The organism is Arthrobacter sp. P1_D4 (assembly GCF_056406115.1).
This window is the reverse complement of the sequence record NZ_JBFUAU010000028.1, coordinates 1-22146: the sequence shown is the minus strand read 5'-3', so window position 1 is coordinate 22146 and position 22146 is coordinate 1. Positions and strand designations below refer to the sequence as shown.

Here is a 22146-nt window from a genome sequence, read left to right as displayed (position 1 = left end):
TCACCACCGCTAGACAAGGACAAGACAATGGCTGGACAGTTCGAAATCTTCACCGACGCGGAATCCAATGTACGGTTCCGGCTTCTCGCCGCCGACGGGACCGTGTTGGCGATTTCCACAGCATTCGACGACAAGCGCCAGGCGGCGGACGGCATCATGGCTGTGCGCGAGTGCGCCGGCACCGGGCTGATCCGGGAGGTCAGCAGCAACCCGTGGACCGGGCAGCGCGGCGGCAGGAATGCCTCGCCGACACCTGCGGTCCGCGAACACCGTCACCGCCACCGGCACCTGCCCGCTGTCTAACCCAGCGTCGTCTAACCCAGCTACTTCGCCGGTTCCGTCACGCTGCCCGTGGCCTCGCCGTTGCCCGCCGGACGCAGCGACGTGATCATCCTCCGGACGTCCTGGTACTCCGCCGTGCTGGCATAGAGCTTCGCCTTCTCCAGGTACGGCAGCCCGGGGTCCCCCGGCGTCGTGTTTTTCCCGGGGTCATACGCCTGCCCGAACAGCGCGCCGCTGGGCGGCCAGAGGAAGAGCTGGAACATCGGACACGACGTAGGCCCGGTCTCCTCCGGCATCATGGTGATGCCATACGACGCGTAGGTGGGCGGCGAAGCCTCCGCTGCACTGAAGTCACCCCGGGCCTCGAAGACGTAGCGCGGCGGGCTCTGGTCCGCCGCACCCGGTTCCGCGAGCGCCTGCATCGGCTGAGAATCGATGAGCAGGTAGGGCTGTTGATCGCCGCATTCGGCGCCCGTGACGATGTTCGTGCGCAGCGCGGCCATCTGTTTCCCGGCGGCGTTCACAACGTCCACGAACTCACCGCCCAGCGGCGCCTCCCCCGCAGGGTCCCGGATCTCCCACGCGGCCGGGTAGTCGAAACTCAGCGTCCCGTCCGACGTCGTGAACGTCTTCCAGCCGGACGACGACGGCGGGAGGTCCGACGTCGTCGGGGTTGCCGCGGCGGTGCTCCCCGGAGCTGTTCCCGATGCTGTGTCCGTGGCTGACCCCGACGGCGTGGTTCCCTGTGTCCCCTGCGAAGGGTCTCCCGACGGGGTGCCTCCCGGCTGGGCGCCTCCGGCGGGCGGACCTGCGGACGTTGCCTCACCCGCAGCGCCGGATGTCGCAGGCGGCGCCACCGGTGACCCGCAGCCGGCCAGCAGCAGGGCCGCGAGCACCAGCGCCGAAACAAACGGAGCCGGAACCGCAGCCGCTGTGAGCCGCCTCGCCATGAGCCCGGGCCGGCCCTACTGCCCCGCCGGACGCAGCGAGGTGATCATCTTCCTGATGTCCTGGTATTCGGAGGTCTCCAGGTAGGCCTCCGGGGTGTCGACAAAGGGCTCGTTGCCCGGGGTGGTGTCGAAGGGGTTATAAACGCCCCCGAACGACGCTCCGCTGGGCGGCCAGGTGAAGAACTGGAAGATCGGGCAGGCATCGGGGCCGGACGGCTTGGGCGCTGAGCTGATGCCGTAAGCCATGACGTTGGCTTTCGTGGGGTCCTTCTCGGCCGGATACAGCCGTAACTCAAAGATGAAGTGCGGCGTGACGCCCTGCTGGGCCAGGGCCGGAACCTGCACCAGATCGAGCACCTGGTAGGGGATCCGCTGCGTGCATTCCGCACCCGGGGCCACGTTGGTCTTTAGGGTGGCCAGCGACTTGCCGCCAGCGTTCAGGACCTCCAGGAACACGCCGCCGGGCGCGGCCTCGGCGCCGCGGTCCTTGACGGTCCACTCAGCGGGGTGATCGAACGTCGGCGCCGGAGTGCCCGGCGCCGACGGCGGCTCGGTGGGCGGGGTATCGGCGGCGCCGCTGCTGGCCGGCGCGGATGTCAGCGGGGGCACGGTGGGCATCGACGGCGACGTCGGACCCGGGCCCGCGGGCGCACCGCAGGAGCCGAGCAGCGCCGCAACCAAGAAGCCGGCCGACGCTGCCGTGCCGAACGCCGCGAGTCGACGCATGTCACCCTCCCCCTGGGATTCAAGTGGTTCGACCATTCTGGAGCGTCCGTCAGCAAAATCAAGAGGCAAAAGTCCCGGAGTGGCGGGCCGAACTCTGTCCGGGTCCGCGGCCGGACTGCGTCCGGCCCGCGGTCGAACTGCGGTGGACTGCGCTGGCCCGCGCCGGAACCTGCCGAAGACCTGCCGTGCCCGCCGGCTCCTGCCGCGGCGTGAGGAGACCCACGTTGACATCCCGGCGATTTCAGTTGCCCGTGGAAGCTTGCTAGAGCTTAAGTAATGCAAGAGTTCCTCACCCAAGCAATGCCGTTCCTGGCCATGGCCCTCGCCGTGGTTGCCGGGCTCGTCCTGTCCTGGCTGGTGCGCAAGATTGTGCTCCGGCTCAACCGCAGCAAGCCCGAACTGCGCGAGATCTCGCGCGTGGCCCGGCTGCCGTTGCGCTTGTCCCTGTGCCTGATCGCCGTCCGGATCGCGCTCGCCACCAGCGGCGGCGATCTCGAATGGCGCCACGGCCTGGACCATTTGCTGCTGATTGCGCTCATCGGTTCACTGGCCTGGCTGGCCATCGCCATGCTGCTCATCATCGAGGCAATGGTGCTGACCCGGTACCGGGTGGATGTCGCGGACAACCGCCGCGCCCGGCGGCTGCGCACCCAGGTGATCCTGGCCCGGCGGATCGGCGTCGCACTGATCGCCGTGGTGGCCCTGGGCAGCATGATGCTGACGTTCCCCGCGATCCAGGCGCTCGGCGCCGGGCTCCTGGCTTCCGCAGGCGTGATCTCGATTGTCGCGGGCCTCGCCGCGCAGACCTCGCTGGTCAACGTCTTCGCCGGCATCCAGCTCGCCTTCACGGACGCGATCCGGGTGGACGACGTGGTGGTGGTCCAGAAGGAATGGGGCCGGATCGAGGAGATCACCCTGACCTACGTGGTGGTCCACATCTGGGACGACCGCCGGCTGATCCTGCCTTCGACATACTTCACCACCACCCCCTTCGAGAACTGGACCCGGCGGCAGTCCGAGGTCATGGGCACCGTCGAGTTCGACCTCGACTGGCGCGCTCCCGTCGAGGCAATGCGCGGCGAGCTGAAGAAGGTCCTGGCCGATACGCCGCTGTGGGACAAGCGTGTGGGGATCCTGCAGATCACGGACGCCACCGCCGGCTTTGTCCGCGTGCGCATCCTGGTCAGCGCCGCGGACAGCGCCTCCCTGTTCGACCTCCGCTGCCTGATCCGCGAGGAACTGGTGCTGTTCCTGCAGCAGGACCACCCGACGGCGCTCCCCCACGTCCGCCTCGAATCGCTGCCGTCGGCGCTGGCGGCGTCCACTTCCGGCCACGCGTCCGACGTCGTCGTGGGGCCCAAGCGCCCCGGCAAGGCTACTGCTACGGCCGAGCACCACCGGCACCCAGATCCCCACGACTCCCAGCTGTTCACCGGATCCATCGAGGCGATCCAGCGCTCCAAGGCCTTCTCCGGACCGGGTGAGGACGTCTTCGAGGACCGCGACAACGCCATCGCCTCGCAGAACTAGCCGGGGACGGGCGGCCGCGCCGGGACAGCACGACAGCACAGCCGGACCGGGCAGGTCTTCCCAGCCCCCGCCAACTGGTCAATAATCAGACGTTGGCGGGTCAGCAACGCGCTGCCCCCTTGTCTGCCGGACCAGCTGAGGAGTCCCCATGACGGTCGAAGAAGCCCCCGCGGAAACACCCAAGGCGGCTGCCGGCGACTGGTTCCAGCGCGCCGTCGTCTATCAGATCTATCCGCGCAGCTTTGCCGACTCCAACGGCGACGGCATCGGCGACCTCCGCGGCATCATCGGCAGGCTGGACTACCTCCAGCGGCTGGGGGTCGACGTCGTCTGGCTTTCCCCGATCTACACCTCGCCGCAGGACGACAACGGCTACGACATCAGCGACTACCGTAACGTGGACCCGCTGTTCGGCACCCTCGACGAGCTCCGGGAACTGACCGACGGGCTGCACGCGCGCGGCATGAAGCTGGTGATGGACCTGGTGGTCAACCACACCTCGGACGAGCACCCGTGGTTCGTGGAATCCCGGTCCTCGAAGGAGAACCCGAAGCGCGACTGGTACTGGTGGCGGCCGCCGCGGGGCGTCGACGCCGGGGCCGCCCCACGCCGCACGGCGGCGGAGCCGACCAACTGGGGGTCGGCGTTCTCCGGGCCCGCGTGGGAGTTCGACCAGGCGTCCGGGGAGTACTACCTGCACATCTTTTCGAAGAAGCAGCCGGACCTGAACTGGGAGAATCCCGAGGTCCGCGCGGCGGTCTACGAGATGATGAACTGGTGGCTGGACCGGGGCGTGGACGGGTTCCGGATGGACGTCATCAACTTCATCTCCAAGGACACCTCGCTCCCGGACGGCCCGGTGGCCGACGGCAAGCTCTTTGGTGACGGCTCCCCGTTCTACATCGACGGCCCCCGCATGCACGAGTTCCTGCAGGAGATGCACCGGGAAGTCTTCGCGAACCGCACCGGCGAACTGCTCACCGTCGGCGAAATGCCCGGCGTGACCGTGGACGACGCCATCCTTTACACCGACCCCGCCCGGGCCGAGGTGGACATGGTGTTCCAGTTCGAGCACGTGGCGCTGGACCAGGAGGAGGGCGACAAGTGGCGGCCCAAGAAGCTCCTGCTCACCGAGCTGAAGCAGACCCTGGGCCGCTGGCAGGACGGGCTGGCCGAGACGGGCTGGAACAGCCTGTACTGGGGCAACCACGACCAGGCCCGCGCCGTGTCCCGCTTCGGCAACGACGGCCCCCGATACCGCGAGCTCTCCGCCAAAATGCTGGCCGGCGTCCTGCACCTGCACCGCGGCACGCCCTACGTCTACCAGGGTGAAGAACTGGGCATGACCAACATGACGTTCGGCGCGATCAGCGATTACCGCGACATCGAGGTCCTCAACCACCACCGCGAAGCCACCACACACTTGGGCCACACCGACGCCGAGGTCCTCGCCGCCCTCGCGCCGCTGAACCGGGACAACGCGCGGACCCCGGTCCAGTGGGATGCCTCCCGGCATGCCGGCTTCACCACCGGGGCACCCTGGATCGCGGTGAACCCGAATGCCAACCACATCAACGCCGCCGCCCAGGTGGATGATCCGGATTCGGTCTACAGCTTCTACCGCCAGGTGATAGCGCTGCGGCATGCGGAACCGGTGGTCTCGCACGGGAACTTCACCATGCTGCTGCCGGATGACCCGCACGTCTACGCGTTCACCCGGGCGCTGGCTGGGTCCGGTTCAGACGTTTCTTCCGGCAGTCCCTCGGACAGTCAGTCAGACGGCGCCGGGATTTCGGAGCTGCTGGTGCTGGGCAACTTCTCCGGCGAGGAGCGCGACGCGGACCTCGGGGACGAGGCCTGGGGTGACGCGGAGCTGGTCCTGGGCAACTATCCATCCGACGCCGACGCCCCCGACGGCGGCTCCGCCCCGGGTTCAGCCGCGGGTGCGGGCCGGGACGGCCTTTCCACGGGCGCGATGCGCCTGCGGCCCTGGGAACTGCGGGTGTTGCGCCGGGGCCGCGGCGCCTGATCGACGATCCTGAACGCGAGCCCACGAAAGGAAGCCACACATGACTATTCCACCAACCCCCGGACCCGATCCGTTTCCGCCGGAACCGGGCCCCACGACGCCGCCACCCGAACCCGGAGACCCATTTCCGCCGGAACCCGGTCCGGTCACGCCGCCGCCGGTTCCGGGGCCCGAGCCGGTACCCGGCCCCGCGCCCACGCCGTCACCGGAACCGGGGCCGTTCCCGACGCCGCCCGGCCCCCTCCCGATTCCGGATCCCGGCCCGGTGCCGCCGCGGCCGGACCCGACCCGGTTCTAGCGGGCGTCACTTCGCGGAGAGTCCGTGCAGGAACCGGCGTACCTCCGCGTTGAAGGCAGCCGGCGCTTCGACGGCCGCCATGTGCCCGACGTCGGGAATCATCACCAGCGTCGAGCCAGGGATCCGCTGGTTCATCTCGCGGGCCACGCTCTGCGGCGAGCGGACGTCGTCCGTGCCGTACAGCAGCAGGGTGGGTACCGCGATGGTGGGCAGCACGTCGCGGTAATCGGCGTGGGCGTTCGCGTTCAGGAGTGCCCGCATGCCGCCCGGGTGGAAGTCGGCCATGATGGCGCTGGTTTCTTGCACAGCCGCCGGATCAGCGTGTGCCGTGAACAAGGTGGGCAGCCATACGGGGATGAATTGTTCCGTCGGCTGCTCGAGTTCGGCGAGCACCTGCGCATAGCGGCGCTCGACTTCCTCGGCCGGCAAAGATCCGGCCCAACCGGCGTACGCCGAGACCAGCAGCAGCGACGCGGGCACTGATGGGTGTGCCCGGTAGAGCTCCAGTGCAATGCCGGAGCCCATGGACAGCCCGAGGACGTTCGGCCGGCCGGGAACCGCTTCCCGCAGAAAACCCGCCAGGGCGTCGCCCAGGTCCTGTCCGGTGAAGTCCGGCGGCGGATCGTCCGAGCCGCCGCACCCGGGTGCATCCCAGGCGAAAACCGTGAAGTCAGCCGACAAATCCTCGAGCTGCCGCCGCCAGATGCGGCTGTCTTCGTAGGCGCCGTGCAGCAGGACCAGCGGCGGACCCTGGCCCGCACGCCGGTACCGGATGCGCAGGCCCGCAACCTCGACGGTCTCCATGAGGCAATGCTAGGTCGGCCCGCCGCCGCTCGGCAGGGTCAGGCGGGGCAGACCCTGGCTTGGCGGACCCGCCCGCGACACGCAAATGACCCTGCGACACCCGAAATCGGGTGTCCAGGGTCATTTGCGCGTCGGCAGGACGGTTGCGCGTCGGGGCTACGGCTGGACGATGTCCCGGGTGCGGTGATCGTACTGGATGACCAGGAGGCCGCCGCCGTGGTGGACTTCGTGGTTGGGTCCGTCGAAGACGCCAAACGCACCGTAGTTTTCGTCCCAGGACCGGTTCAGGGCGATCTTGAACGAGTAGAAGCCGGCAGGAATGTCCGCGGCAATCTTCCAGAGCTGATCCACCTGGTCCAGTTCCATCTGGACTTCGTCGTACTGCGGCGCCCAGTTGGCGGGCGCGCCCAGCAGAATGCTGAAGTCGCCGGCAACCGCGACGGCGTCCGGCTGTTCGATGGTGTCGACGCTGACAGCCGAGGCCGCCGCCGCCGGGGCTTCTGCCGGAGCTGCTGAGGGCTGTGCAGCCTTCGCCGCGGGCTTGCGCTTGCGCACCGCCTTGGCCACCGGGGCAACAGCCTCCTCGATGAGCTTGGCGGCCTTGCCGGCAACCTTGGATGTTGTCGACGGCGCCTCCTCGGCCGCGGCGGCCGGCGTGGCTGCTGTCTTTGCTGCCTTCTCCGGCTTTGCCACCGGAGCAGTCGGCAGCGGCGTGCCCGCCGGAACGGGAGTGCCGGCGTCGAGCGCTGCAGCGAAGGCGGCAGGATCGGCGAAGGCCACCGTGGCGCGCTGGCCGTCGTCGGTGATGGACCAGCCGGAGCGGCCCTTAACCAGCCAGCCGGCCTTGACCAACTTGGCCGTGGCGGTGGTCAGCGTCTTGTGGCCGCGGGGAATGCCGCCACTGAGGAGTTCGCGTTCGTGGTCGTTGAGGGGCACCCGTGCGATTGCCTCGCCCAGTACGGCTCCGGCGTTCGGCTTCTCGCCGGTCCATACCTCCTCTGCCAGGACATCCAGCACGGCCTTTAGCCGAAGGTTGGTGTTTTCCGCGGTGTTCGCGCCCATGGGTCTCCTTTAGAAGCAATTGATCCACCTGCATTTTGCCAAGGAAATGTTAGTTTTTGCGAGCGGATCCGGTTAACTCTGTGTGTCGTGACCCACTATGACAGGCCAGAGCGGGGGGCACGAAGGACCAACTCGGCCCTACCCGCGAGTAGAAAACCAGAGGTCAGTCCTCTGCGCTCCATTGGGCGCCGGTCTGGGCCATGTAGGCGGCTACCGCTGCTTCGGTGGTGGGATAGAAATGCTCCGGCTCGATTTCTCGGGTCAATCCGTACTTTTCGATCTTCTCCCGGGTCCTGTGCTTGACCTCGGCGAACACCAGGGAGATACCCTGCGCGTTCAGTTCGACATCCAGATCGAGCAAGACGTCCGCGGCGGTGGTGTCAACGTCCGTGATCGGCTCGGCCGCGATGACGATCCACCGCGGTTTGGGTTCCGTTCGTGCCAGGTGCCGGACGTTGTCGCGGAACGGCCGGACGTTGGCGAAGAACAACGGGGCGTCCCACCGGTAGATCACCAGGCCGGGCAGGTGCTTCGCGTCCGGGTGGACGCGGATGTCGTGAAACCCCTCATAGCCGGGCACCCGCCCGATCACGGTCTCGTACGGCCACCACGCCCGGCGGAAGATGTTCAGGATGGACAGCCCCACCGCAATGCCGATGCCGGGCAGGACGCCCAGGAACGCAACCCCAAGGAAGGCGGCCATGCACAGGTAGAACTCGGTGCGCCTCTGGTGCCAGAGCCGAACCGTTCCGGGAATGTCGGCGAGGGAGATCGACGCCGTCATCACCACGGCCGCCAGTGCCGGCTGTGGCAGGTTCCGGAACAGCCCCGGCAAAAACACCAGCATGAGGAGGATCAGCACGGCGCCCGTCACGCCCGTGAGCTGCGACTTCGAGCCGGAACGTTCAGCGACGGCGGTCCGGGATCCGCTGGTGCTGACCGGGAAGCCCTGGAAGAGGCCCGCGGCCAGGTTCGCGGCACCGATCCCGATCATCTCCTGGTTGCCGCGGATTTCCTGCCCGGTGCGTGCGGCGAACGCCGTCGACGTCGAGATCGTGTCCGTCAAGGACACCAGCGCAATACCGAGGGCCCCGGCGAACATCAGCCCGAGGTCCGCGAAGTCCACCTGGGGAATGGTGAACGGCGGGAAGCCCCGCGGGAGTTCCCCGACCAGCGAGACGCCCTTGGCGGCCAGATCGAAGACCGCAGTGGCCGCGATCGCGGCGACCACCATGACGAGTACCGCAGGGACCTTGGGCAGCCACCGCTGCAGAACCAGTATCAGCACAATCCCGCCTATGCCGACCGCCGCCGCGGCGACCACCGTCTCGCCATTGGCCACGCCTTCGACGAATCCGACCAGGTCACCAATGAAGTTTTCGCTTTCGATCTTGAACCCGAAGAGCTTCGGGAGCTGGCCCACCAGGATGGTGATCGCGAGACCGTTCATGTAGCCGATCATCGTCGGCTTGGAGATGAGGTCGGCGATGAAGCCGAGCTTGGCCACGGACGCCAAGACCATGATGGCGCCGACCATGAGGGCAAGCATCGACGCGAGCGCGATCGCCTTCTGCGGGTCGCCGTCGGACGCGACAAGGGGCAGGACCGTCGCGGCGATCATGGGCCCGAGTGCAGAGTCGGGCCCCAGGACCAGGATGCGGGACGGGCCAAAGACCGCGTAGGCGAGCAGGCAGAGGATGCTGGTGTACAGCCCGGTGATTGGGGGCAGCCCGGCCAGCTCGGCATAGGCCATGCCCTGCGGAACGAGCAACGTCGTCAGGACGACCCCGGCGACGATGTCCTTGCCGAACCAGTCCTTTTGGTACGTCGCGACGGCATCGAATCCAGGCGCCGCCCGGCGCAGCCAGCCCTTGCGCCGCTCGCGGGTCTTTGTCATATCTGCACTCTGCCGCCCGCCCCCGCCCCGCGCATCCCCCGGCAAGGGTGAACCGCGTCGACCGGCGCAGTGCGCCCGGCGGAACCGGCAACGCGCTCCCGTTGTGTCCCCGGGCCGATGGGCCTAAAGTTGCGGTCTGCCCACTGCGCGCCGTCCCGCCGCTGAACACGCGCCGGATCAGGTGCCGGACAGGGCGTCCCACCGTTCCCGTTGAGGAGATATCTATGGAAACCCGCACACTTGGTTCACTCACCGTCTCAGCCCTGGGATTGGGCTGCATGGGCATGAGCGAGTTCTACGGCCACGGCGAGGACAATGAGTCCATCGCCACCATCCAGGCGTTTCTCGACGCCGGCGGAAGCCTGCTCGACACCGCTGACATGTACGGCCCCTTCACCAACGAAGAGCTGGTGGGCCGGGCCATCGCAGGCCGGCGCGACGACGTCGTCCTGGCCACCAAATTCGGCAACGAACGGCGGCCCGACGGATCCTGGGTGGGCATCAACGGCTCCCCCGACTACGTGCGCGCCGCTTGCGATGCCAGCCTGCAGCGGCTGGGCGTGGACCACATCGACCTGTACTACCAGCACCGGGTGGACAAGACCGTCCCGATCGAGGAAACCGTCGGGGCCATGGCTGAGCTGGTCCAGGTCGGCAAAGTCCGGCACCTTGGCCTGTCCGAGGCCAGCGCCGACACCGTGCGCCGGGCCCACGCGGTGCACCCCATCACCGCCCTGCAGACCGAATACTCGCTGTGGGAGCGCGAACCGGAGACCAAGGTCTTCCCGGTCCTCGCCGAGCTCGGCATCGGATTTGTGCCCTACAGCCCGCTGGGCCGAGGATTCCTGACCGGCCAGTTCCGCAGCCCCGAGGACTTTGCCGCAGACGATTTCCGCCGGCACTCCCCGCGTTTCCAGGGCGAGAACTTCGACCGCAACCTGCAGCTCGTGGACCGGGTCAAGGAGCTCGCGGATGCGAAGGGCTGCACCCCGGGGCAGCTGGCACTGGCCTGGCTGCTGGCCCAGGGCGAGCACATCGTTCCCATCCCCGGCACCAAGAAGGTCAACCGGCTGCGGGAAAACATGGGCGCTGCCGACGTCGAACTCTCCGCCGAGGACCTGACCCGCCTGGACGAACTGGCTCCCGCCGGGGTGGCGGCCGGAGCGCGGTACCCGCACATGGACTCGATCGACGTCTAAGCCGGCCGTTCGACAGCCAACGCGGGGTCACTTACGGCCCGTCCGGGGCCTCCGGATGGGCCGTAGCGACCCCGCGTTGCTTGGGTGGTTAGTGTCCGGACGCGGCGAGCTCGGCCAGCAGCTCGGCCTTGCGTTCCTCGCTCGCGAAGGAGGACCGGATCGAGTTCGCAGCCATCCGGACGCAGTCGAACTCAGACAGGCCGATCACCGATTTCAGCTGCGCGAAGTTGTCGTCCACGTACCCGCCGAAATACGCCGGGTCGTCCGAGTTCACGCAGACGTTCAGACCCGCCGCGAGCATCGACGGCAACGGGTGCTCGGCCAGGGTGTCCACCGCGCGGAGCCTGACGTTGGACAGCGGGCAAACGGTCAGTGGCATGAGCTCGTCCACGAGCCGTTCCACGAGCTCCGGGTCCTCCATGCAGCGGATGCCGTGATCGATCCGCTCCACGTCGAGGAGGTCCAGCGCGTCGATGATGTACGACGGCGGGCCCTCCTCGCCGGCATGCGCGATCCGGTGCAGGCCGGCGTCCTTCGCCCGGGCGAAGAGCCGCTCGAACTTGGCCGGCGGGTTGCCCACCTCGGCGGAATCGAGCCCGATGCCGGCGATCGGGGCGTCCATGGCGAGCAGCTGCTCCAGCACCTCGAGGGCCGAGTCCTCGGTGAGGTCGCGCAGGAAGGCCGCGATCAGGAGGGTGGAGATGCCGAACTCTTCGCGGGATCCCGCCAGCACCGAGGCCACGCCGTTGACGCACGTCTGAAGCGGTATCCCGCGGGACAGGTGGGCCTGCGGGTCCAGCATGATCTCGGCGTGCCGGACCCCGGCGAGCGCCGCCCGGGCCAGGTAGGCGCGGGTCATGTCGGCAAAGTCCTGCTCCGTCTGCAGCACGGCCATGTTGGCGTAGTACAGGTCCAAAAAGGACTGCAGGTCAGTGAACTCGTAGCGCGAGCGCAACTCGTCCAGGTCCGCATAGGGCAGTGCGATCCCGTTGCGTTCCGCCAGCGCGAAGATCAGCTCCGGTTCCAGCGTTCCCTCGATGTGCAGGTGCAGCTCGGCGACCGGGAGCGGGAGGGGTTCGCCGGCCTCCGGCTCTTCCGGTTCTTCCGGCTCTTCCGCGGTCAACTGGGCATCGCCGTCGTGTGTTTCCATCCGGTAAGGATATGCCCGGCGCTCCCCGGAGCGGATAGAGTCGAACCAATGCAAAGTAAACAGCATGCTTCCCATTTGCCGCGCCCGGCCGGCCGGGACCTAATTCCTGATCTCGGTCCCGGCAATCCGTCGGACGGTTTTGTCCGGGTGCGCGGCGCCCGCGAGAACAACCTGCGCAACGTGGACGTAGACGTGCCCCGCGACGCAATTGTCGCCTTCACCGGCGTCTCCGGCTCGGGCAAGTCCTCCCTCGCGTTCGGCACCATATATGCCGAGGCGCAGCGCCGCTACTTTGAATCCGTGGCCCCCTACGCCCGCCGGCTCATCCAGCAGGGCCACAACCCCAAGGTGGAAATGATCACCGGGCTGCCGCCCGCCGTCGCGCTCCAGCAGCGCCGCGGGACGCCGAGTTCGCGCTCCACGGTGGGCACCCTCACCACGCTGTCCAACTCTTTGCGCATGCTCTTCTCCCGCGCCGGCAGCTATCCGGACGGCGCCGGCCCGCTGGACTCGGACGCTTTTTCGCCGAACACGGCCGCCGGCGCGTGCCCCGAATGCCACGGACTCGGCATCGCGCACACCGTCACCGAGTCCTCCCTGGTCCCGGACACCGCGCTGAGCATCCGCGACGGCGCCATCGCCGCCTGGCCCGGGGCCTGGCAGGGCAAGAACCTGCGCGACATCCTGACCCACCTGGGCCACGACGTCGACACCCCCTGGCGGAAGCTGCCCAAAAAGGACCGCGACTGGATCCTGTTCACCGAGGAACAGCCCGTGGTGGAGGTGACGCCCCAGCGCGACCGCGTGGCCAAGCCGTACAAGGGCCGGTTCTGGAGCGCCAAAAGCTATGTGCTGCATACGCTCGCCGATTCCAAGAGCACCACCATGCGCGAGAAGGTGCTGCGCTTCATGGAGACCGGCCCTTGCCCGGTCTGCAGCGGCAGCGGCCTGACCCCGGCCGCGCTCGCCGTCACCTTCGCCGGGCACACCATCGCCGAGCTCAATGCCGTCCCCATGACCGAACTGGCGGACATCATCCGCCCCACCACCGAGCTCACGGAGGCCGGCACCGCGTCCCGCAAGCAGTCCTCCGGAGAGGGCAACGAGGTGGCCGTCGCCATTACCCGCGACCTCCTGCAGCGCGTGACGGTGCTGCTGGACCTCGGCCTGGGCTACCTGGCGCTGGGCCGGTCCACGCCCACGCTCTCCCCCGGCGAAATGCAACGGCTCCGGATCGCCACCCAGCTCCGCTCCGGGCTGTTCGGCGTGATCTACGTGCTGGACGAGCCCTCCGCCGGACTGCACCCCGCCGACGCCGAGCCCCTCCTCGCAGTCCTGGACCAGCTCAAGTCCTCCGGCAACTCGGTGTTTGTGGTGGAGCACAACATGGACATCGTCCGCCGCGCCGACTGGCTGGTGGATGTCGGTCCCCGCGCCGGTGAAGGCGGCGGCGAGGTGCTCTACAGCGGCCCCGTGGCCGGCCTCGCCGAGGTGGACGCGTCCGTGACCCGGCCGTTCCTGTTCCCGGACGGTTCGGCGGGTTCGGACGACGGCGGCGCCCGCCACAGCGCGGACGACGGCGGCGGTTCCCCCGCCAGCGGTACCCGGCGGGAACCTGCCGGCTGGCTGGAACTGCGCGACATCAGCCGCCACAACCTGCGCGAACTCGACGCCGACTTCCCGCTCGGCGTGCTGACCGCGGTCACGGGCGTCTCCGGCTCCGGCAAATCCACCCTGGTCAGCCAGGTCCTGGCCGAGGTGGTCGGCGCCAGGCTGCACCCGGAGCCGGACGCTGCCAAGGCCCCCGAGGACCTGGAGGCCGACGCCGGTGAGTCCACCGGGCCGCTCAGTGTCGGACCGGTCTCAGGCCTCGACCAGCTGGACCGGCTCGTCAAGGTGGACCAGAAACCGATCGGCCGCACGCCGCGTTCGAACCTCGCCACATATACCGGCCTCTTCGATGCGGTCCGCAAGGAGTTCGCGGCCACGGACGAGGCCAGGGCGAGGGGCTTTGGTGCCGGCCGCTTCTCCTTCAACGTTGCCGGCGGCCGCTGCGAGACCTGCCAGGGCGAGGGCTTCGTCGCCGTCGAACTGCTGTTCCTGCCCGGCAGCTACGGCCCTTGCCCCGAGTGCCATGGCTCGCGCTACAACCCGGAAACCCTTGAAGTGACGTACAAGGGCAAGAACGTGGCGGAGGTGCTGGGCCTGACGGTCAATGCCGCCGCGGAGTTCCTCGAAGGGGTGCCGGCGGCGGCGCGCAGCCTGCAAACACTGCGCGAGGTGGGCCTGGGCTATCTCCGCCTCGGCCAGCCGGCCACCGAGCTCTCCGGCGGCGAGGCCCAGCGCATCAAACTCGCCACCGAACTGCAGCGTGCCCAGCGCGGCCACTCCCTCTACCTGCTGGACGAGCCCACCACCGGCCTGCACCCGGCCGATGTCCAGCTCCTCATGGCCCAACTGCACCGGCTCGTGGACGCCGGCAACACCGTCATCGTGGTGGAACACGACATGGATGTGGTGGCCGCAGCGGACTGGGTGATCGATCTCGGCCCGGCCGGTGGCGACGCGGGCGGCGAGATCGTGGCGATCGGTACCCCGGCCGCCGTCGCGGGCTCCACGGCGAGCCGGACGGCTCCGTACCTGGCCGCAATGCTCGGAAGCTGATTCATGCGAGCAGCGGGTCGCGTGGGTCGGCGTCGGCGTCACTGCGGGCAGCGGGTCGCCGGGGTCGGCGTCACTGCGGGCCGGATGATAACGGCAGAAGCAGGGAAAGTAACGTCTTGATAACGGCACGGGGCTGACTTAGCCTAGTGTCCATGCCCGGCAACCGGGTATTGCATGCCCGGTGCTACCACCACCAGATACTGCCCGACCGGTAGACACCGCTATGACCTCTATTGTCAGGGGCGGGCAGTGGCGCGACAACGTCCGGGGACGGACCGAGCGCTGGTGGACCTCAGGAGCATCTGAACCATGAAGAAATCAACCTATGGCACTGCCGCGCGCCGCGGCGTCACTTTTGCGGCCGTCTCCATTGCAGGCGTCGCCCTGTCCGCCTCGGCCGCGAACGCGGCCGTACCGACCACAGCCCCCGCCTCCACGTGGGACTCGCTGGCCCAATGCGAAAGTGGCGGGAATTGGGCCACCAACACAGGAAACGGATACGCGGGCGGGCTGCAATTCAGCGCCAGCACGTGGGCGGCCCATGGCGGCACGGGGTCTCCGGCCAATGCCAGCCGTGCGCAACAGATCGCCGTCGCCGAGAAAGTGCAGGCCAGCCAGGGCTGGGGCGCGTGGCCAGCCTGCGCGGCCAAGCTGGGACTGCGCGGCGGCGCCGCGGCTCCGCAGAGTGCGGCCACATGGCAACGGCCCGCCGCGACTCCCGTCGCAGCCAAGGCTCCCGCCAGGTACGCCCCCAAGGCAGCCGTGCCGGCACCCCGCCACGTTGCACCGGTAGCCGTAAGTGGCCAGACCTACACCATCCGGAGCGGCGAAACCCTGAGCACGATCGCCGGGAAGCTCAACATCGCCGGAGGCTGGCACGCGCTGGCCGACGCCAACACGGCGACGATCAGCAACCCCCATCTGGTGTTCCCGGGCCAAGTGCTGCAGCTGCCCGCATAGGGCGGTTACAGCACTTGGCGTACAGCACGACACACAGCACGACGCCGGAGCGATCCCGCAAGGGGACGCTCCGGCGTCGTGGTGTTTCAGTGAGCCGTGCGGGCTCAGGCGGCCTGTGGGATTTCGCGGATAATCCGCACTTTCCAGGCGGCGTCGTCGCTCGTGTCCAGCAGGGCCACCGTGCCCATGGCCAGATGTAGCGCTACCCGTTTCGCGGCGAGGAGCTCAAGGTACAGGCTTTCGTTCATCCGGGCCGGGGCGTCAATGACGTACTTCACGGCGTCGCGGACTTTGCGGTAGTTGGCGCTCCGCTCCCGGTGAAGGTGCAATTCCAGCATCCGGCGCTGCTTGATCCTGGGCTCGTGGCGGTTCAGCCAGGACACAGCGGCGTGGACGGCTACCACCAGGGTCAGTGAGATGACGTAGATCTCCCAGCCACTCGAGAGCAGGAACAGGGGCAGGTTGGCGATGGCCACCGCGGCGATGAAGAGGCGGAGGGCCACCAGGCGCCGCATGGTGAGGGCCACGCCAGCCATAGCCGCACGGAACCCGCGCTGCTCGTCGCGGGCGGCTACCGGATCCAGCGTGAATTCCTCCAGCACCACTATCCCGTGGGCGTCGGGGCTGAGCATTTGTCCGTACTTAGGCACGAACGGCGCCGGTGCCACACTTACTGTTGGTGGCTCTGCTGTAGATGGTCCAGCTGAATAAGGCTCTGCTTGATAGGGCTCTGCTGAATAAGGCATGGGCGTGTCTTCCGTGGCGGCGGGAGTGGTTCATGTTATTTTAGCGGCTCTCCGGCATGCCTGTCTGCCCCGTTCCGTCATGTGAGCACCCTCACCGGCATGCGCCAGCAATTGGCGCATTTGGTCCGTGGCCTCAAACTGGAGAGATGCAGACTTTCCTCCCCTTCCCCGATTTCCAGCAGAGCGCCGCGGTTTTGGACCGTGTGCGGCTCGGCAAGCAGCGCGTCGAAGCGCTGCAGATCCTGCGTGCGCTGGTGATCCCGGAGTACGGCTGGCAGTCGCACCCGGCGATCCGGATGTGGATGGGGTACGTTCCTGCGCTGACCATGTACGGCCTGGCCATGGTGGATGAATGGACGGCCCGCGGCGGCGAGGACACCACGCGCGAGAAGATCATGGAGTTCGCCCCGCAGGCGGCCCACCCCGATTACGCCGCCAAGATCCCGATGCCGCCATGGCTTGGCAACGCGGATTTCCACCTCAGCCACCGGTCCCGGTTGATCGCCAAGGATCCGCGGTTCTACACAGAGGTTTTCCCCGGCACGGACCCGGATCTGGAGTACATCTGGCCCGAACCGAAGCACGAGCTGGTGCCCGAGGATCCAGCCGGGGACCGCATGTGGGTTCTGCGCCTGCCCCTGGGCGACACCGAGCCCGCGCAGCTGAAGACTGTCAGCCTGCCGCCGGTTGGCCGCAGCAAGGCCCCCGCGGACGACGACTACCAGTTCGTCTATGCCGACTCGGGCTCCCGCCGTCCCGGCAAGGTGCGCAAGCTGCCCCCGAAGCAGCTCGTCAAGAAGCCCACCCGCAAGCGCCAGCAGCAGGAAGAGGCGTTCACCACCCTGCCCGGCAACTCCGTGGTTGCCATCCCGGTCAACGACGGCGCCGCGTTCGCCGTCGGCAAGGTCCTGGGCCGCCCGATCACGGTTGATGGCCAGTTCGCACGCAACTTCCAGGTCGACGAGATCGTGGACCGCTCCGCCTTCGATTACCCTGCCCTGATGCAGGACCCGCGGGCCTTCTTCCCGATCCCGGCGAGGTAGCAAAGGGCCGCACTGAACGACGCCGGGCGGGTCCCGGCGTCGGGTCGGATACTTCAGCCGCACTTGGAGATCCAAGATTTTCTCAAGCCTGCCCGTGGCGCTTCCCGAAGGCTGGCAGACTGGCTTCATGACTGTTCTGTTGGCCGGTTGCGGCGATCTTGGCACCGAGGCCGGGCTGCGTTTCGCGGCGGTTGGCCACCGCGTGGTGGGGTGGCGCCGTTCGCCGGAGAAACTCCCGGCCGCCATAGAGGGAGTCGCCGCTGACCTGGGCTCCGCTGAGCTGCCGCCCATCCCGGCGGACACCACCGCCGTCGTCGTCGCGATTGCCGCGGATTCCCCGACCGAGGAGGCTTACCGTGCCGCCTACGTGGACGGGCTGTCGAACGTCCTGGACGCGGTCCTCGCCTCCGGGGCAAACGTCCGCCGGGTCCTGTTTGTGTCCTCGACCGCCGTCTACGGAGATGCCGGCGGCGGCTGGATTGATGAACGCACGACGCCGGAACCCGCCGGGTTCTCGGGCCGCATCATCCGCGAGGCAGAGGAACTCCTCCACAGCCGCCTGCGCGGCACCGGCATCACCCCCGTAGTGCTGCGGCTCGGCGGAATCTACGGCCCCGGCAGGACGCGATTGATCGACCAGGTACGCGGCGGAACCGCGGTCATTCCTGCCGCGTCGCGTTTCACCAACCGGATCCACCGGGACGACGCCGCCGCCGCGATCGTCCATCTGTGCACCATGGGCACGGTTCCGGCGGCGGTCTATCTGGGCGTGGACAATGAACCGGCCGAACTCGGCGACGTGCTGGAATTCCTGGCCGCGGAACTGGGACTCCCTGCGCCGGCGGCAGAGTCCACTGGTGCCGCGCGTGCGGCGGGTGCGGCGGCGGGCGGTGCCGCGGGTGCGGCGGCGGGCGGCACCACCGGCACTTCGGCGCCGGGCGGCACCACCGGCACTTCGGCGGCGGGCGGCACCACCGGCACTTCGGCGTCGGGCGGCAAAGCGGCGGGCGGCGAACCCTCGCGCGGCGGAAATAAGCGGGCCAGCAACGGACTGATCCGCAGCACCGGTTTCGAGTTTCAATACCCCAGTTTCCGAGAAGGCTACCGAGCCGTTCTCGCCGGTATCGGCGTCCGGCACCCGTAAGGTTTGAATCTCACTGCCCACTTTCTCCGAGGGGAACAATGGATCTTCAGCACATTATCGAGACGGCCGGCCGATTCATGGACTTCGCCGGCGTGGCCGTCATGGTAATCGGCGCCCTCGTGTCCATCCCCATGGCGCTGCGCGGATTCCAGCCGGAACGCCTGCCGGCGGGCTCCGCGCCGCTCTCCGTCTACCGCTCGTACCGGCAACTGCTGGGCCGGTCCATCCTCCTCGGGCTCGAACTGCTCGTCGCGGCCGACATCATCCGATCCGTCGCCGTCACGCCGACCTTCGAGGGCGTCGGCGTGCTGGCCATTATTGTGCTCATCCGGACCTTCCTTAGCTTCTCGCTCGAGCTGGAAATCACCGGACGCTGGCCTTGGCAGACTCGGCGCCAGGGTTCCTCTGATTCCTCCGCAGGTGGCTGAAACCCTTCCGGGTGGCACGGAGCCCGGCTAGGCTCGCGGCATGACAGACACCGCGCGTTCTCTTGCCCCCAAAGCCACCGAACTGCTCCGTCTCCACCACGCACCGGAAATTCTCCAACTCGTCAACGTCTGGGACGCGATCACCGCGAAGGTGGTTGCCGGCGTTCCGGGGACCAAGGCATTGGCCACGGCCAGCCACTCCATCGCTGCGTCGCGCGGGTACGAAGACGGCGAGAACATCCCGGTGGACGAAATGATCGCCGCCGTCGGGGTGATTGCCGCCGCCACGCCGCTGCCCGTCAGCGCTGATCTCGAAGCGGGCTACGGCAACCCCGGCGAAACGGTACGCAAGGCGATTGGCGTCGGCGCTGTCGGCGCCAACATCGAGGACCAGATGCGCCCGCTCGCCGACGCCGTTGAACAGATGAGCGCTGTAATCCGCGCCGCCGAGGCCGAGGGCATCGACTTTGTCCTTAACGCCCGCACCGACGCCTTCTTGAAGGGCAAGGACCGGGACCCTTCTGCGGTGCTTGCGGACGCCATTGAGCGCGGCCGGGCCTTCCTCGACGTCGGTGCGACCACGGTGTTCGTGCCGGGCCTGCTGGACGAGCCGACTGTCACCGCGTTGGTGGAAGGCATTGGGTGGAACAAGGTCTCGGTCATCAATGTGCCCGGATCCCTGGCACCGGCCACATTGCAGGAACTTGGCGTGGCGCGCATTTCCTACGGCCCGTGGACCCAGCGCGTGGCGCTGACAGCGTTGGCCGATGCGACGGCGGCAGTATTGGCCGGCGGAGCCCTTCCGGAAGGCACCCGGGCATTGAACTGACCCTGCTTCCGCGGACCTTTCCCGATGCCAAGTGACTCCGCCGGCCGACCGATTCTCATGGTGCCGACCGGCTCGTACACTGCTGACCGAAGACCCTGCCGACGGAAGTCCCGCCGGCCGAACACCCTGCCGACCGAAGGGAGCTGATCCGATTGGGCGGTGATCCTTGGCCGGCTGCACCCGAGCTTCCGGCGCCAATCATCATGGACCAGCGGTGGCTGGATGCCGTCTTCCTGCACTGGCGCATTCCTGATGCAGTGGCGGCGCGGTTCATGCCACCGGGCGTCGCGCCGGATGTGTTCGACGGGTCAGCGTGGGTGGGGCTAATCGGCTTTCGTATGCAGGGTGCCGGAGTCGGTCGCGGTCCCGGCATCCCCTATTTCGGAAGCTTCAACGAGATCAACGTGCGCCTCTACTCCCGCGAGCCGGACGGCACCCGTGGTGTCGTTTTCCGCAGCCTGGATGCCTCACGCTTGGCGGTGGTGCTGGCCGCGCGGGCGGCCGGAATACCTTATGTGTGGTCGCGGGCGAGTTACGTGGGCGCCGATGACTTTGCCGGATCGGCGTCGGCTGGATATTCCGTGCGGCGCTTTCGAGGCGGCACCCGCAGCGATTTCTCGGTCGTCCCAGAGCCCGACGTCGCCGCCACCGACGCGCTGTCGATCCACCTCACGGCCCGGTTCGGTCTGCATTCACGGTTCAGGGGCAGGACCATCTATGTGCCCAACACGCACAGTGCATGGCCGCTGTACCGCGCGCAGCTGATCGGCCTTGAGGACCAATTGGTGCGCGCCGCGGGAATCGAAGTGGCCGGGCAGCCCGAATCCGTACTCTTCTCGCCCGGAGTTCACACGCAGTTTGGCTGGCCACGGGTCCTGCACAGCACGATGTGAGACCTGCCTGATCGCCCGTCGGTCCGCGGGCACGTGGCACCGCGGGGACAGAGTGATCACGCATGGTGCCCTCCTAAAATTGTCGGAGCCCTCAAATAGACTCGAGCCATGGAAGCCGTCAGGGATTTCATCAGGGATTTCACCGCCTGCGGGGACGAGGCGCAGGGCACGGACCGGGGTGCAGCCCCGGTCGGGCAATCCGGTATGGACGCCGCCCTGGCCGCGCTGCGGGCGGTGGGTTCGACGGCGGTGGAGGATGCGGGGTCGTGGGGATTCCGGGCCGCGTCGGACTTCGCCGGACAGGTGGAGGAAGTCTCCCGCGCGGTGGAGTATCTGCAGCTCGTCGCTGCGGCCGCCGTGGACCGGACCCGGAAGCAGTCCGCCGCCGCGGCCACGGGGGCTGTAGCGGGGGCGGTCACCGCGTGGACCACCGGCTGGCGCGAGAGCGGCGGCGGGTGGCAGACCGGCGCACCCGGCACCGCGGAGCCTGCCGGAGCACCCGGAACGGCGGAGCCTACCGGGGGGCCCTGTACCGCGTCGCCTGCCAGCGTAACCGGAACCGCGGAGCCTGCCGGCGCAACCGGTACGGCCGCGCCGGCTGTGCCGGAATCGGTGCTGGATGACGGGTACCGGAACACGCTGGAGTTCCTGCGGGCGCGGCTGCGGATCGGCGCCGCGGAGGCCAGGCGCCGGCTCGGCCTGGCCGACACGCTGCTGCCCCGGCAGGGACTCGCCGGCCGGCCCATCCCGCCCGTACACCCGGAGCTTGGAGCCGCCGTCGCGGCCGGCGAGATCGCGTCCCGGGCCGCGACCGTCATCACGCTCGCCCTGGACCGGGTCCGGCACACCTGCCTCCCCGAGGCCGCGGCGGCGATGGAACACGCCCTGACCCGCACCGCGGCCGAGAACGACGCCGACTTCCTGGCCCGGGTCAGCCGCAGCTGGGCCGAGGCGCTGGACCAGGACGGCGCCGAACCCTCCGAGGAACTGCTCCGCCAGCTCCAGGGCGCCTTCCTCCGCAAACCCCGGCACGGCCTGCAGCACCTGGAAATCTTCGCCACCACGGACCAGTTCGAACACCTGATCACCGTGATGAACACCGCCACCAACCCCCGCACCGGCCCAGACACCGGCCAGGGCACCGCCACCGGCAACACGGCACAGGCCGGACCGGGCGACGGGTCCGCGGCGGCGGTTGCGCCCGGCCCGTCTAATGAGCCCGCTGCGGCCGAAGAGGACGCCGCGCTGCCGTCCCTGGACCTCCGCTCACGGCCGCAGAAGCTGCTCGACGGCCTCGTCGGCGCGTGCAAAGCAGCCCTCGCCACCGGAGGGCTGCCCGCGGCCGGCGGCCTTCGGCCCCAGGTCATGGCCACCATCGACTACCGGGACCTGCTCACCCGGCTCGGGACGACTCCCGCCGAAGCAGGCGCCCCTGCCAACACCGCACAGCACGGCACCGGAACCAGACACGGCACCGGGACGCTGCTGTTCACCGGCCCCGTCACCGCCGGC

19 protein-coding genes are annotated in these 22146 nt (G+C 68.5%); 12 read left to right on the top strand and 7 right to left on the bottom strand.

What is annotated here, in order from left to right; all coding sequences use genetic code 11:
* The first annotated feature begins 27 nt into the window (after positions 1–27).
* The gene (locus tag AC1D0A_RS21115) at positions 28–303 is read left to right on the top strand and encodes a YegP family protein (protein WP_243182192.1); all 276 of its coding nucleotides are present in this window, start codon (positions 28–30) and stop codon (positions 301–303) included.
* Between the two features lie 20 nt (positions 304–323).
* Here AC1D0A_RS21115 and AC1D0A_RS21110 read toward each other — a convergent pair whose 3' ends face one another.
* On the bottom strand, positions 324–1232 hold the full coding sequence (locus AC1D0A_RS21110; RefSeq protein WP_476946751.1) for a hypothetical protein: 909 nt from the start codon (positions 1230–1232) through the stop codon (positions 324–326).
* A gap of 15 nt (positions 1233–1247) precedes the next feature.
* Positions 1248–1994, bottom strand: coding sequence for a hypothetical protein (locus AC1D0A_RS21105; protein ID WP_476946750.1), 747 nt, complete (start codon positions 1992–1994; stop codon positions 1248–1250).
* Between the two features lie 240 nt (positions 1995–2234).
* Here AC1D0A_RS21105 and AC1D0A_RS21100 point away from each other — a divergent pair, with 240 nt between their 5' ends.
* Positions 2235–3488, top strand: a complete 1254-nt coding sequence (locus tag AC1D0A_RS21100; RefSeq protein WP_243182195.1) for a mechanosensitive ion channel family protein — start codon at positions 2235–2237, stop codon at positions 3486–3488.
* A 148-nt stretch (positions 3489–3636) separates the two neighbouring features.
* Positions 3637–5517 carry an alpha-glucosidase gene (locus tag AC1D0A_RS21095; RefSeq protein ID WP_476946749.1) on the top strand — a complete coding sequence of 627 codons (1881 nt, stop codon included), beginning with the start codon at positions 3637–3639 and terminating at the stop codon, positions 5515–5517.
* Between the two features lie 304 nt (positions 5518–5821).
* Here the strand turns inward: AC1D0A_RS21095 and AC1D0A_RS21090 are convergent, their stop codons facing one another.
* The 3 genes from AC1D0A_RS21090 to AC1D0A_RS21080 all read right to left on the bottom strand — a co-directional run bounded on the left by AC1D0A_RS21090 (position 5822) and on the right by AC1D0A_RS21080 (position 9578).
* Entirely contained in the window at positions 5822–6619 is a 798-nt protein-coding gene (locus AC1D0A_RS21090) for an alpha/beta fold hydrolase (protein WP_476946748.1), read from the bottom strand.
* Between the two features lie 156 nt (positions 6620–6775).
* A complete protein-coding gene (locus AC1D0A_RS21085) occupies positions 6776–7681 on the bottom strand; it encodes a pullulanase X25 domain-containing protein (RefSeq protein WP_476946747.1) in 906 nt (301 codons plus the stop codon).
* A 163-nt stretch (positions 7682–7844) separates the two neighbouring features.
* Positions 7845–9578: a SulP family inorganic anion transporter gene (locus AC1D0A_RS21080; protein WP_243182199.1), complete on the bottom strand. Its 1734-nt coding sequence runs from the start codon at positions 9576–9578 to the stop codon at positions 7845–7847.
* 224 nt (positions 9579–9802) lie between these two features.
* Here AC1D0A_RS21080 and AC1D0A_RS21075 point away from each other — a divergent pair, with 224 nt between their 5' ends.
* Positions 9803–10777, top strand: a complete 975-nt coding sequence (locus AC1D0A_RS21075; protein ID WP_476946746.1) for an aldo/keto reductase — start codon at positions 9803–9805, stop codon at positions 10775–10777.
* Positions 10778–10865: 88 nt separating this feature from the next.
* Here AC1D0A_RS21075 and AC1D0A_RS21070 read toward each other — a convergent pair whose 3' ends face one another.
* Entirely contained in the window at positions 10866–11927 is a 1062-nt protein-coding gene (locus AC1D0A_RS21070; protein WP_243182201.1) for an adenosine deaminase, read from the bottom strand.
* A gap of 48 nt (positions 11928–11975) precedes the next feature.
* Here AC1D0A_RS21070 and AC1D0A_RS21065 point away from each other — a divergent pair, with 48 nt between their 5' ends.
* Entirely contained in the window at positions 11976–14591 is a 2616-nt protein-coding gene (locus tag AC1D0A_RS21065) for an excinuclease ABC subunit UvrA (RefSeq protein WP_476946745.1), read from the top strand.
* Between the two features lie 309 nt (positions 14592–14900).
* On the top strand, positions 14901–15551 hold the full coding sequence (locus tag AC1D0A_RS21060; RefSeq protein WP_243182203.1) for a LysM peptidoglycan-binding domain-containing protein: 651 nt from the start codon (positions 14901–14903) through the stop codon (positions 15549–15551).
* Between the two features lie 104 nt (positions 15552–15655).
* Here the strand turns inward: AC1D0A_RS21060 and AC1D0A_RS21055 are convergent, their stop codons facing one another.
* Positions 15656–16183 (bottom strand): hypothetical protein, encoded by a 528-nt coding sequence (locus tag AC1D0A_RS21055; protein ID WP_084476203.1) that lies wholly within the window; start codon positions 16181–16183, stop codon positions 15656–15658.
* A 260-nt stretch (positions 16184–16443) separates the two neighbouring features.
* On the opposite strand from AC1D0A_RS21055, the gene AC1D0A_RS21050 reads away from it, so the two are divergent.
* From AC1D0A_RS21050 to AC1D0A_RS21025, 6 genes are all read left to right on the top strand, one after another.
* Positions 16444–17340 (top strand): MSMEG_6728 family protein, encoded by an 897-nt coding sequence (locus AC1D0A_RS21050; protein ID WP_028277479.1) that lies wholly within the window; start codon positions 16444–16446, stop codon positions 17338–17340.
* A 127-nt stretch (positions 17341–17467) separates the two neighbouring features.
* A complete protein-coding gene (locus AC1D0A_RS21045) occupies positions 17468–18484 on the top strand; it encodes an SDR family oxidoreductase (RefSeq protein WP_476946744.1) in 1017 nt (338 codons plus the stop codon).
* A 38-nt stretch (positions 18485–18522) separates the two neighbouring features.
* Positions 18523–18912, top strand: coding sequence for a DUF1622 domain-containing protein (locus tag AC1D0A_RS21040; RefSeq protein WP_243181534.1), 390 nt, complete (start codon positions 18523–18525; stop codon positions 18910–18912).
* 40 nt (positions 18913–18952) lie between these two features.
* Positions 18953–19741, top strand: a complete 789-nt coding sequence (locus AC1D0A_RS21035; protein WP_243181535.1) for an isocitrate lyase/PEP mutase family protein — start codon at positions 18953–18955, stop codon at positions 19739–19741.
* 203 nt (positions 19742–19944) lie between these two features.
* The gene (locus tag AC1D0A_RS21030) at positions 19945–20634 is read left to right on the top strand and encodes a YqjF family protein (RefSeq protein WP_243181536.1); all 690 of its coding nucleotides are present in this window, start codon (positions 19945–19947) and stop codon (positions 20632–20634) included.
* Between the two features lie 108 nt (positions 20635–20742).
* The coding region (locus AC1D0A_RS21025; RefSeq protein WP_476946743.1) for a DUF222 domain-containing protein at positions 20743–22146 on the top strand (1404 nt) is incomplete at its 3' end.